Below are 12,392 nucleotides of genomic sequence, written 5' to 3'. Positions count from 1 at the left end.
CGGAGCGCTCCGGACCGGCTCGGCCGCGTGGGGTTCTTCACGACTACGCGTTTTCCATAACCATTGACGTGGTCAAGGAACCTTACCTATCGTGCGGCCGTGGCCGACTTCAATCTCGCGGACCTCTGGGAGCTGCTCGCCGACGCGGGCGGCGACACGGAGGTGCTGGTCGCAGGCGACCGGCGCCGCACGTACCGACAGCTCGACGAACGGGCCAACCGGCTCGCCAACCACCTCGCCGCCCGCGGCGTGGGCCCCGGTGACCACATCGGGCTCTACAGCTTCAACCGCGTGGAATTCGTCGAGGCGCTCCTCGCCGCGTGGAAGCTGCGCGCGGTCCCGGTGAACATCAACTACCGCTACGTCGAGGCCGAGCTGCGGTATCTGCTCGGCGACGCCGACGTGGTCGCGATGGTGTACGAACGCGGTTACGCGGACCGGCTGAGCGCTCTCGCCGCCGAATTCCCCGCGCTGACCACGTACGTCTCCATCGCCGACGACCAGCCCGAGGTCGCCGACGTCCCCGGCGCGGTCGACTACGAGGAAGCCCTCGCCGCCGCGTCCCCCGCCCGCGAGTTCGGCCCGCGCAGTGCCGACGACCGCTACGTCGTCTACACCGGCGGCACCACCGGCATGCCCAAGGGCACCATGTGGCGGCACGAGGACGTCTTCTTCGGCGCGATGGGCGGCGGCGGCTGGCCGGGCACCCCGATCGCGGCGCCCGAGGAGATCACCCGCAACGCCGAGCGCGACTTCCGGCTGACCTTCATGCCCAGCGCGCCGCTCATGCACGGCGCCGCGCAGTGGTTCGCGATCGGCGGCCTCCTCGCGGGCAACCGCATCGTGCTCTACACGTCGCGCAAGTTCGACGCCGACGACCTGCTGGCGATCGCCGAGAAGGAGCAGGTCTCCTCGATCCAGATCGTCGGCGACGCGATGGGCCGCCCGCTGGCGGACGCCGCCAAGGGCGGCGGCTACGACCTGTCGAAGCTGTACGTCGTCGGCTCCGGCGGCGCGATCCTCTCCGAGGCGGTGAAGGACGAACTCAAGTCCGTCGTGCCGCACCTGATGATCAACGACAGCTACGGCAGCTCGGAACTCGGAGCCGGCGGCAGCGGCGTCCAGAAGGACACCAAGGACGCCGGCGACAAGGACGGCGCGGCCGGCAACGCCCCGCGCTTCGCGATGGGCCCGCAGGTCACCGTCCTCGACGAGACGACCATGAAGCCCGTCGTGCCCGGCTCCGGCCAGGTCGGCAAGATCGCCCGCTCCGGGAACATCCCGCTCGGCTACTGGAAGGACGAGGTGAAGACCGCCGCGACCTTCCCGGTCGTCGACGGCGTCCGGTACGTCGTGCCGGGCGACTTCGGCCTGATCGAGGCGGACGGCACGATCGTCATGCTCGGCCGCGGCTCGGTCTGCATCAACTCGGGCGGCGAGAAGATCTACCCCGAGGAGGTCGAGGCGGCGCTGAAGGCGCACCCCGACGTCTTCGACTGCATCGTGGTCGGCGTACCCGACGAGCGGTGGGGGTCGCGCGTCGTCGCGGTCGTCGCACCGCGCGCCGGAGCGGCGCCGACGTACGACGAGATCGCCGAGCACTGCCGCACCCTGCTGGCCGGCTACAAGGTCCCGCGCGCGGTCGTCCTCGCCGAAGAGATCGGCCGCACCAACGTCGGCAAGGCCGACTACGCCTGGGCCTCCCGCGTGGCGGCCCAAGCCTCTTGACCCGAGCCTCCTGACCCGCCATCAGCACCCCGCCAAGCGCAGTGCCGAGAGGACGACCGCGTGTCGACACAGACAAGCAGCACCATCCAATTCCCGTACAAGCGGACGCTGGGCCCGGTCATCAGCCGCTTCTTCTCGGAGCTGACCGCCCAGCGGATCGTCGGCATCCGCAGCGGCGACCGGGTGATCGTGCCGCCGATGGAGTACGACCCGGAGACCGGTGAGGAACTCGCCCGCGAGTTCGTCGAGGTCGGTCCGGCGGGCACCGTGGTGTCCTGGACCTGGGTCGCCGAGCCCGGCAAGCACCACCCGCTCGACCGGCCGTTCGCGTACGCGCTGATCAAGCTGGACGGCGCGGACACCAACCTGCTGCACGTGCTCGACGCGGGCAGCGAGGACGCGGTGTCCACCGGCATGCGCGTCGCGCCGCGCTGGCGGGACGAGCCGGTCGGCCGCATCGACGACATCGTCGCGTTCGTCCCCGGCGAGACCGCGGAGGGCCCCGCCGCGGGCGAGGCGCAGGACGTCCAGACCATGGACTTCTTCTCCACGATCACCTACACCGACGTGCTGTCGCCGACCGCGGAGCGCTACGCGGCGAGCATGCGCGCGGGCGTCCTCAAGGGCCAGCGCTGCCCGCAGTGCAACCGGGTGTTCCTCGGCCGCGGCTACTGCTCGGTCGACGCCATCATCCTCGGCGAGGAGCACGAAGAGGCCCTGCCCGACTTCGGCGTCGTGTCGAACTACACGATCGTCACGCCGACGCCGTACCCGGGGCAGAAGGAGACCGAGCCGTTCGCGCGTGCCTCGGTGGTCCTCGACGGCGACGAAATGGTCATCGCCCAGCAGCAGATCATCGGCATTCCGGTGAGCGAGATCCGGGTCGGCATGCGCGTCAAGGCGCAGTGGTTCCCCGAGGCCGAGCGCGACGCCGCGGAGATCACCAGCAAGGGCTGGGGCACCGTCGCGGGCTTCATCGAGGGCTGGCTGCACACCGGCGAACCCGACGAGCCCGCCGAGCAGTACTTGAACCGGGTGTTCTGACCGTGGCCACTCAGGAACCAGGCTTGGAGACAGGCAACGTGAGCAACGACCCCCGTAGCGACACCGACATCGCGGTGGTGTCCACCGCCTACCTGCCCGCCGTGCGGCGCGAGCACATCACCGAGACCGAGATGCTCATCGCGGTCGTCGACGAGGCGCTCGGCAAGGTCGGCCTCAAACGGTCCGACGTGGGCTTCAGCTGCCAGGGATCGTGCGACTACATCTCCGGCGGCACCTTCTCCTTCGTGCCGAACCTCGACGCGATGGGCGCCTGGCCGCCGATCCACGAGTCGCACGTCGAGATGGACGGCGCGTGGGCGATGTACGAGGCGTTCGTGCGCATGAAGCACGGCGACGTCGAGATCGCCGTCGCGCTCGGCTCGGGCAAGTCCTCCACCGGCGACCCGGCGGAGATCTACCCGCTGGAGCTGGACCCGTACTACCTCGCGCCGCTCGGCCCCGACCCGGTGTCGCTCGCCGCGCTCCAGGCCCGGCAGCTGATCGACAGCGGCAAGACCACCGAGCGCGAACTCGCCGAGATCGCCGCCCGGTCGCGCCGCGACGCCGCGAACAACCCGAAGCAGCAGGTGCGTTCGGCGGAGACCGACGTGGACAAGATCCTCGCCGAGCCGTACGTGCGCACACCGCTGCGCAAGAGCGATCTGCCGCCGATCTCCGACGGCGCGTCCGTGGTCGTCCTCGCCACCCGGCGCCGGGCCCTCGACCTGGTCGCGCGCCCCGCGTGGATCGCGGGCATCGACCACCGCAGCGAGGTGCACAACCCGGCCCTGCGCGACCTCACCGACTCGGCGTCGACGCGGACCGCCGCGGAGCGCGCGGGCGGCATCGCGGGCGTCGAGGTGGCCGAGCTGATGGCGCCGTTCACGTCGCAGGAGGTCGTCCTGCGCCGCGCCCTCGGCCTGGGCGACGACGTCCTCGTCAACCCGTCGGGCGGCGCCCTGACCGGCAACCCGCTCATGGCGACCGGCCTGGTCCGGGTCGCCGAGGCGGCCGAGCAGATCCTGGCCCACGGCCGCAACCGCACGCTGGCGCACGCCACTTCCGGCCCGCTCCTGCAGCAGAACCTGGTGTGCATTCTGGAAGGTGACAACTGACATGGGCCACGAACCAGTTGCGGTCGTCGGCATCGGCCAGACCAAGCACAAGAAGCGCCGCGACGACCTGTCGATCGCCGGCCTGGTGCGCGAGGCGGCGCAGCGCGCCCTCGACGACGCGCACATGACGTGGGCGGACATCGACGCGGTCGTGATCGGCAAGGCGCCGGACATCTTCGAAGGCGTCATGAAGCCGGAGCTGTACCTCGCGGACGCGCTCGGCGGCGCGGGCAAGCCGGTGTTCCGGGTGCACACCGCCGGCTCGGTCGGCGGGTCGACGGCGATCGTCGCATCCCACCTGGTGTCGTCGCGCGTGCACAAGCGCGTGCTGGCGGTCGCGTGGGAGAAGCAGTCCGAGGGCAACGCGCAGTTCGGGCTCGGCGGCGGCAAGTCCGGGTCGATCGGCGCGGGCGGCGCGTTCGCGCCGTGGATCCGCGCGTACATCCGCAAGTCCGGCGCGCCGGAGCACATCGGCTGGCAGATCGCGGTCAAGGACCGGCAGAACGCGCTGCGGAACCCGTACGCGCACCTGCAGTTGAAGGACATCTCGATCGACAAGGTCCGCGAGTCGCCGATGATGTGGGACCCGCTGCACTTCCTGGAGTCCTGCCCGTCGTCGGACGGTGCGGGCGCGATCATCGTGACCGACAAGGAAGGCGGCCTGGCCGCGGCGGCGGACGGGCGTCCGCCGGCGTGGGTGCTGGGCACGTCGATGCGTTCGGAGCCGTCGTCGTTCAACGGCCGCGACCCGATCCGCCCGCAGGCCGGCGTGCAGTGCGCGTGGGACGTGTACAAGCAGGCGGGCATCACCGACCCGCGCCGCGACATCGACGTGGCCGAGCTGTACGTGCCGTTCTCGTGGTACGAGCCGATGTGGCTGGAAGGCCACGACATCGCACCGGTCGGCGAGGGCTGGAAGATGGTCGACCGCGGCGAGACCGCGTTCGACGGCTCGTTCCCGGTGAACCCGTCGGGCGGGGTGCTGTCGTCGAACCCGATCGGCGCGTCCGGCATGCTGCGCTTCCTGGAGGCCGCGCTGCAGGTGCGCGGCGCCGCGGGGGAGCACCAGGTGGACGGCGCACGGGTGGCGCTGGCGCAGGCCTACGGCGCCGCCGCGCAGTACTTCGCGATGTGGGCGGTCGGCTCGGAGCTCCCGTCGAGCTGACGCCTCCGCCGCGGCCCCCCGGTCTCGGGGGCCGCGGATCAGCCCAATAGGGCTTGCCGGGCCGGAACGCGCGTGGGAAGCGTTCCGGCCCGGCGCACGTCCGGGAACGGGCAGGCGGCGGACGGGAATCGCCCGGCGGGAATGCCGGACGGGAATTGTCAGGCTTCCTGACCTTGATTTGGTCAAGGAGCCTGTCTAAGCTCCTGGGCATGAAGCCACCCATCTGCGAAAAGCTCGGGATCGAGTTCCCGATCTTCGCCTTCTCGCACTGCCGGGACGTCGTCGCCGCGGTGAGCCGCGCGGGCGGCTTCGGCGTGCTCGGCGCGCTCGCCTTCAGCCCGGACCAGCTCGAAGTCGAACTCGCGTGGATCGACGAGCACGTGGACGGGCGCCCCTACGGCGTCGACCTGGCGATCCCGATGAACTACCTCGGCAAGGGCGGCGGCGACGCCGCCATGCCGGAGAACCTGGAAGCCCTCATCCCCGAGGCGCACTGGAAGTTCGTCGACGACCTGCTCGCCGCGCACGGCATCCCCGAGCTGCCCGCGGACCTGGAGGACAAGGCGGCGAAGGCGGCCGGCCTCAACGTCGACCTCGAATCCCGGGCGCAGATCGCCACGTCGCTCAAGCACCCGCTCGTCAAGATGTTCGTCAACGCGCTCGGCCCGCCCCCGGCGGACATCATCGACGCGTGCCACGACGCGGGCGTGCTGGTCGGCGCGCTGTGCGGCAGCCCGCGGCACGCGGAGAAGCAGGTCGCGGCGGGGGTCGACGTCATCGTCGCGCAGGGCACCGAAGCCGGCGGCCACTGCGGAGAGATCTCCACGATGGTGCTGATCCCGCAGGTCGTCGACACCGTCGGCCCGGACGTCCCGGTGCTCGCCGCGGGCGGCATCGGCGGCGGCCGGCAGATGGCCGCGGCACTCGCACTCGGCGCGCAGGGTGTGTGGACGGGCAGCATCTGGCTGACCGTCGCCGAGGCGGACACCCACGAGACCGCCGTGCAGAACCTGATCGAGGCCAAGTCCACCGACACCGTGCGCTCGCGCGCGATGACCGGCAAGCCGGCCCGCCAGCTGCGTTCCGCGTGGACCGAGGCCTGGGAGGACCCGGCCAACCCGGACCCGCTGCCCATGCCGCTCCAGGGCCTCATCTACAACAAGGCCTCGCGGCGCTTCACCCGCACCAAGAACAAGGAGCTGAACGGCTGGCCGGTCGGCCAGATCGTGGGCGCCATCGACCGCGTGCGGCCGACCCAGGAGGTCGTCCTGGACATGGTAGAAGAGTGGGTCGAGACCACCGAGCGCCTCGGCAAGCTGCTGTCCGAGGACTGAACGGAGGCCGGCGGCGGAGGTGCGCTCGGGAAGCACCTCCGCCGCCGGCCGCGTCCGCGGCCGATCACACCGTCGAACGCGCCGTGTTCGCCGTCAGGCGCGTGATCCGGTGTTCGAAGTCCCGGTCGTCTTCCATCTGTTCGACGTTCGGATAGATCGCCACGATGACCAGGATGATCATCGTCACCAGGCTGATCGCGATGATCATCGGCGCGAAGAACTGCGTCATGTCCGAGCCGTGCACGTGCCCCTGGGCGGCGGCGCCTTCCCGGTGCATCGCGAACATGCCGGTGTAGTGCATGCCGCACACGGCCAGCCCCATGATCGGCACCGCGGCGCTCAGCGCCTTGAAGCCGTGCACGTGAAGTGCCGCCCACAGCGCGGCCGTTGCCGCGACGATCGCTATCACCATGGACAGCACCACGAGCTTCGGGTCGTACGAGACCGGCTGCGTGCTCTTCATGGCGTACATGCCGAGGTAGTGCATCGACCCCACCCCGGTGCCTGTGATGATCCCGCCCGCCAGCAGCGTCGACATGCGCGATCCCCCGCGGATCGCCAGTGCCAGGCCGATGCCGACGACGATCACGGAAATGGCCAGGCTGGCCAGGGTCAACGGGATGTCGTAGCGGATTTCCTGCCCGGGGATGCTGAAGCCGAGCATGGCGATGAAGTGCATGACCCAGATGCCGGTGCCGCCGAGCGACAGCGAGGCCAAGACCAGCCACCGCGCGCGCACCGCGCCCGCGGTGGCCTGGGCCCGCGCACTGCACAGCAGTCCCAGGCAGGCCCCTGTGCAGGACATCAGGAACGCCAGGCCGGGCGTGAGCGGGCCATACGTGAAGTGGTCCATGATGTGCGCCGCCGGCCGACCCGTCCTCCACGAGACGACGGCGGCAGCCCTCCTCTCGGCCAACAGCGTGGCCGGGGGAGAGTCGGGATTTTCGTGAAGTACCCGATTTCGTGTGCGGAGGGCGGTGGGCGGCGTATAGTTCGCCCGGCTCGCCAGAGGGCCCTCCCTCCTCCCACCACTCGCGTCGGTGGCCCCTCCCCCGCCCCCTCCGCCATCGGACCCGCAGCACCCGACCCCGTCAGCATGACGCAATCGGGCCCTCCGCGGGCCGAAGGCCCACCCAGCCTGTGGATAACCTCCTGCTTCACACCAACGGGTGACGAATGGTCACCGTCGGAAATAGTCGTTGGGGCGGTTCGTCGCATTCACGCGGGCCCTGGCGTTCCGCCGAAAGTCCTGATCTTCCGTCAGACGATCAAGTCGAGCACCGAGTTCCGCTTCCTCCTGCATTTCGTCTTCGGTCGGTGACAAAGCCACGATGAACAACGTGACGAAGGTGAACAGGCTGATGCCGGTGATCAGCGGCGCCAGGAACTGCACCGGTTCGGCGCCGTGCAGCATGCCGCTGGACCCGCCGGTGTCGATGCTCATCGAGAACATTGCGGTGTAGTGCATTCCGGTGACCGCGACACCCATGATGAGCGCGGCCACCGCGGTGGCCGTCGTGCCGCGGACGTTGAACGCCATCCACAGCGCGGCCGTCGCGGCGACCACGGCAATGACCACGGACGCGGCCACCAGGCCGGTCGCGTAGTCCACCGAACCGCGCAGCCAAAGCGCCGACATGCCCATGTAGTGCATGCTCGCCACGCCGAGCCCGGTCACCATGCCGCCCACCAGCAGCGCCGGCGTGCGGTGCTTGGCGTAGCCGACGATGGTGAGCCCCAGGCCGACGACGCCGACCGAGACGATCAGGCTCGCGATCGTGCGCTGGACGTCGTAGCGGATCGCCATGCCCTGGATCGAAAAGCCGAGCATCGCGATGAAATGCATGACCCAGATTCCGGTTCCGCCGATGGACACCGCGGCGAGAATCAGCCACCGCCCGCGCGCCCAGCCCACGGCCGCGCGGGCCCGGGCCGTGCACAGCAGCCCGAGACCGGAGCCCAGGCAGGACATCACATACGCGAGTACCGGTGTCAGCGGTCCTGCGGAGAAATGGTCGATGGTCCCCAATTCGCCGACCTCCACGGGTCAATTCCCGATCATGCGCGCGCCGACTCCCCCGAAGCGCGCAGATATCGAGGCGGTGTCCGGTGCCGCGGGGGGTGTGGTGGATAACCGGGAAAGCCGCCGTGCGCGCCGATAATAGGGCGTGGCGAAGCAGTTGTGCACTGCACCAAACGTGCGTCGGGAAATCGACCGCCAAGGCCCGACAGTCGGGCCGGATACCGGAAATTTGGATTCCGTTCCGCGGCGGAATTCGTCCGTGTCTCGGCCGAACTCCGGGGAATGGTGGCGAATTCAGCCGCGCGGGCGGTAACGCGCTGTCGCGCGCGGGTACAGCGCGCGATAAGAGGGCACCGTGACGCGCGTTCCGCCGAGCACCATATCCGTCGATTCCGCCGCAAGAACCGCGTCCACGATGGCGCGGGCCACGACGTCCGCGGCGGCGGCGTGTATGGCCGTGAGCGCGGCGGCTTCCGCGTCGACGCCGTACGGGGTCTCGGCGTCGACCGGCGGCAGCGGCCGCACGGCGGTCGACAGCGCGAAGACGGTGTCCCCGTCGTACAGGGTGTGCGCGGGCCGCAGCGCCCGGGCAAGTCCGTCGTGCGCGGCGCCGGCCGTCTTGTGGGCCTGCGCCCGGGTCAGCACCGCGTCGGTGGCGACCACGGCGAGCGTGGTGTTCAGCGGCGGATCGGCTTCGGCGAACTGCGCGAGGGCGGCGGCGTGTTCGTCGTGCGACGGCGGGTCGAGCGGGAATTCGCCGGGCAGGCCGAGGGCGGCTGCATACGGCAGTCCGGTCGTCGGGTCGACGGCGGACCCGGCCGCGTTGACCACCGCGAGCGCGGCCACGGTGACACCGCCGTCGAGCAGGCAACTGGCCGTGCCCACACCGCCCTTGAGCCCGCCGGCGATAGCCCCCGCCCCCGCGCCGACGACACCGGTGCGGACCGGGGCGTGCTCCGGCGTGCCGGCCGCGGCCTCGACGGCTTCGCGGCCGAGGGCGCCGTCCGGGCGCTGCCGGAAGTCGCCGCCGCGGCCCAGGTCGAAGATGGTCGCGGCGGGCACCACCGGGACGACTTCGTGCGGTTCGGCGCCTACCGGGAAGCCGCGGCCCTGGTCGGCCAGCCAGGCCATGACACCCGAGGCCGCGTCGAGTCCGTAGGCGCTGCCGCCGGTGAGGGCGACCGCTTCGATGCGGGGGACGAGGTTGCGCGGGTCGAGCGCGTCGGTCTCCCGGGTGCCCGGGCCGCCGCCGCGCACGTCCACCGCGGCGACCATGCCGCCGGGCGGCCCGAGGGCCACGGTCGCCCCGGTCAGTGCGCCGCCGCCGATCCGCGTCGCGTGGCCGACCCGCAGCCCCGGCACGTCGGTGAGTGCGTTGCGCGCCCCGGGCCCCGGCGGCGGCAGCTTGACGGCCATGTCAGGCCTCGCCGTTCGCGCGCATCCGGTCGGCATAGGCCTGCATGCCGAGCATGATCACGTCGAGGCCGAAGCCGAAGCGGTCGTTGTCGTCGCCCTGGGTCAGCGCGTCCAGCATCGACACGGAGACCGGGAAACGTTCCTTCGGCAGCGACGCGAAGAACGCGCCGATCTGTCCGAAGTAGCGCTCCGTCCAGCCGGGATCCTGTTCCTCGCGCAGTTCGCGCAGCCCCATCTCGTAGGCGGCGGACGTGGCGTACAGCGCGATGAGGTCGGCGGACCAGGCGATGACCTTGTCCGGGAGACCGCCGGCCTTGAGGATGGCGAGCATCCCCTCCATGGCCTCCAGCGAGTGGGGCGTGGTCGGGATGCGCCCGAAGTTCGCCTTCGCCAGGTCCCGGTGCCGGGCGTAGATGTCGCGGACCTGCCGCATGCCGTCCTGCATCTGGTCGCCCCAGTGCTCCGGATCCGGTTCCGGGAAGGACATCTCGCCGCTGACCCGGTCGAGCACCAGCTCGATGAGGTCCTCTTTGTTCGCGACGTGTGCGTAGAGCGACGCCGCGCCGGTGTCGAGCTTCTGCGCGACGCGCCGCATCGACAGCGCGTCCAGCCCTTCCGTGTCGACGATCTCCAAGGCCGCGTCCACGATCGCGTCGACGGTCAGCGGCGCGCGGCGGGGCGGCCGGGCCGCCTTGCGCGGGGTGCGCCACCCGGGCGTGGGGACTTCGGGCTGGTCCGCGGTGGGCGGGGGCTCGGCACGCATCGGTCACCTCCGGAGGTTCTTCGAACACTGTACTTGACGCGAACAGCGTTCGTCCCTATAACGGTGTTCGTAGAACGAACAGCGTTCGTCATAGGAACGGTGTTCGATCAAGCTTCGTTCCCGCAAGGGGGATCCCATGACGAGCACCGACCTCAACGACCTCACCGACCTCGCCGAACGCGGTCCCGCCGCCGAGTCCTCCGCGGCACCGGACACGGCGGCCGATCCGCCCGAGCGGAGTCCCTACCGGCTCCGCTGGTTCGCCCTGGCGGTCGTCCTGGGCGCCGAGCTGATGGACCTGCTCGACGGCACCATCACCGGGATCGCCGGCCCGAAGATCGAAAGCGCGCTCGGCGGCACCTACAGCCAGCTGCAGTGGATGTCCGCGGCCTACACGCTCGCGTTCGCGATGCTGCTGGTCACCGGCGCCCGCCTGGGCGACATGTTCGGGCGCCGCACGATGTTCCTGGTCGGCACCGCGTCCTTCGCCGCGACGTCGCTGCTGTGCGGGATGGCCGGATCGCCGGAGACGCTCATCGCCTTCCGCGCCCTGCAGGGCATCGCGGCGGCGATGATGATCCCGCAAGGCCTCGGCATCCTGCGCGACCTGTTCCCGCCGAAGGAAATGGCGGCGGCGTTCGGCATCTTCGGCCCGGTGATGGGCCTGGGCGCGGTGGCCGGCCCGATCATCGGCGGCTTCCTGGTGGACGCCGACCTGTTCGGCCTCGGGTGGCGCGCGATCTTCTTCGTCAACCTGCCGGTCGGCATCGTGGCGTTCGCGGCGGGCCTGCTCATCCTGCCCAAGGGCGACGGCGCGGCGGGGCAGCGCCGCACGGTCACCCTCGACCTGGTCGGCATGGTGCTGCTGAGCGCCGCCATGGTGCTGGTCATCCTGCCGCTCGTGCAGGGCCGCGAAGCGGGCTGGCCCGTCTGGACGTTCGTGTCGATGGCGGCGTCGCTGCCGGTGTTCGGGCTGTTCGCGTGGTGGGAGGCGCGGCGCCGCCGTGCCGAGCGGTCCACGCTCGTCGAGCTGAGCCTGTTCCGCAACAAGGCCTTCACCAGCGCGCTCGGCGTCGGCCTGCTGTTCTTCAGCACGATGATCGCCTTCATGATGGTCGTCACCGTGTACCTGCAGTTCGGTCTCGGCTGGTCGGCGTCCGACGCGGCGATCGCGCTCATCCCGTGGTCGCTCGGCACCACGGTCGGCGCCGGACTGTCCGGCGGGCTGCTCGCGCCGAAGTTCGGCCGCAAGGTGCTGCACCTCGCGCTCGTCGTGCAGATCCTCGGCCTGCTGGCCATCTGGTTCACGGTCGACCGGCACCCGTCGGGCGTCTCCGGCTGGGGGCTCACCCCGGCGATGGCGCTGACCGGGCTCGGCGTCGGCCTGTTCATGGCCCCGTTCTTCGACATCGCGATCGCCGGGGTCACCCACGAGGAGACCGGGTCGGCGTCCGGCACCCTCAACGCCGTGCAGCAGCTCGCGGGTGCGACCGGCATCGCGGTCCTCGGCACGCTGTTCTTCGGCTACGCGGACGACCGCATGGCGCGCGGCCCGGTCGCCGCCTTCAGCCACGGCATCGAGAACGGCCTGCTCATCATGGCCGGCGTCCTCGCGGTGACCTGGGCCGCGGCGTTCCTGATGCCGAAGCGGGCCCGCGAGGACGCCGAGGCCGGGCACTAGACGAGTCTTTCCGAACACGTTCAGTGGTCGTAGGCGGTCAGTGAGCGGCTGACCGCCTGGCCGGTGTGGAAGTTGTGCCACACCGCGGCGGTCAGTGCGAGGACTCGCTGAGCCACGCGGACA

The 12,392-nt window shown here is 70.8% G+C and carries 10 protein-coding genes and 1 pseudogene; 6 read left to right on the top strand and 5 right to left on the bottom strand.

From position 1 onward, the window contains the following. Nucleotides 1-99 precede the first annotated feature (99 nt). The 5 genes from ABEA93_RS27355 to ABEA93_RS27335 all read left to right on the top strand — a co-directional run bounded on the left by ABEA93_RS27355 (nt 100) and on the right by ABEA93_RS27335 (nt 6,386). Nucleotides 100-1,728, top strand: a complete 1,629-nt coding sequence (locus ABEA93_RS27355) for an acyl-CoA synthetase (RefSeq protein WP_345678462.1) — start codon at nt 100-102, stop codon at nt 1,726-1,728. 60 nt (nt 1,729-1,788) lie between these two features. After that, complete coding sequence (locus ABEA93_RS27350) at nt 1,789-2,772, top strand: Zn-ribbon domain-containing OB-fold protein (protein ID WP_345678461.1); 984 nt, start codon at nt 1,789-1,791, stop codon at nt 2,770-2,772. 38 nt (nt 2,773-2,810) lie between these two features. Further along, nucleotides 2,811-3,887 carry a lipid-transfer protein gene (locus ABEA93_RS27345; RefSeq protein WP_345678460.1) on the top strand — a complete coding sequence of 359 codons (1,077 nt, stop codon included), beginning with the start codon at nt 2,811-2,813 and terminating at the stop codon, nt 3,885-3,887. 1 nt (nt 3,888) lies between these two features. Continuing rightward, nucleotides 3,889-5,052, top strand: coding sequence for a thiolase domain-containing protein (locus ABEA93_RS27340; RefSeq protein ID WP_345678459.1), 1,164 nt, complete (start codon nt 3,889-3,891; stop codon nt 5,050-5,052). 209 nt (nt 5,053-5,261) lie between these two features. Then, a complete protein-coding gene (locus ABEA93_RS27335) occupies nt 5,262-6,386 on the top strand; it encodes an NAD(P)H-dependent flavin oxidoreductase (RefSeq protein WP_345678458.1) in 1,125 nt (374 codons plus the stop codon). 64 nt (nt 6,387-6,450) lie between these two features. On the opposite strand, the gene ABEA93_RS27330 is transcribed toward ABEA93_RS27335, so the two are convergent. The 4 genes from ABEA93_RS27330 to ABEA93_RS27315 form a co-directional block, all read right to left on the bottom strand. Further along, nucleotides 6,451-7,239, bottom strand: a complete 789-nt coding sequence (locus tag ABEA93_RS27330) for an MHYT domain-containing protein (RefSeq protein WP_345678457.1) — start codon at nt 7,237-7,239, stop codon at nt 6,451-6,453. 327 nt (nt 7,240-7,566) lie between these two features. Further along, a complete protein-coding gene (locus ABEA93_RS27325; protein WP_345678456.1) occupies nt 7,567-8,430 on the bottom strand; it encodes an MHYT domain-containing protein in 864 nt (287 codons plus the stop codon). A gap of 273 nt (nt 8,431-8,703) precedes the next feature. Next, the gene (locus tag ABEA93_RS27320; protein ID WP_345678455.1) at nt 8,704-9,825 is read right to left on the bottom strand and encodes a P1 family peptidase; all 1,122 of its coding nucleotides are present in this window, start codon (nt 9,823-9,825) and stop codon (nt 8,704-8,706) included. A gap of 1 nt (nt 9,826) precedes the next feature. Beyond that, nucleotides 9,827-10,588: a TetR/AcrR family transcriptional regulator gene (locus tag ABEA93_RS27315; protein ID WP_345678454.1), complete on the bottom strand. Its 762-nt coding sequence runs from the start codon at nt 10,586-10,588 to the stop codon at nt 9,827-9,829. Between the two features lie 136 nt (nt 10,589-10,724). On the opposite strand from ABEA93_RS27315, the gene ABEA93_RS27310 reads away from it, so the two are divergent. Continuing rightward, a complete protein-coding gene (locus tag ABEA93_RS27310) occupies nt 10,725-12,269 on the top strand; it encodes an MFS transporter (protein ID WP_345678453.1) in 1,545 nt (514 codons plus the stop codon). 20 nt (nt 12,270-12,289) lie between these two features. Here ABEA93_RS27310 and ABEA93_RS27305 read toward each other — a convergent pair. Further along, nucleotides 12,290-12,392 (bottom strand): annotated as a pseudogene (locus ABEA93_RS27305) (IS982 family transposase); the annotation flags it as partial.

The sequence above is a fragment of the Yinghuangia aomiensis genome (assembly GCF_039542225.1).
Lineage (GTDB): Bacteria > Actinomycetota > Actinomycetes > Streptomycetales > Streptomycetaceae > Yinghuangia > Yinghuangia aomiensis.
Note: the sequence above shows the minus strand (reverse complement) of the source record. Positions and strands in the feature narration are given on the sequence as shown.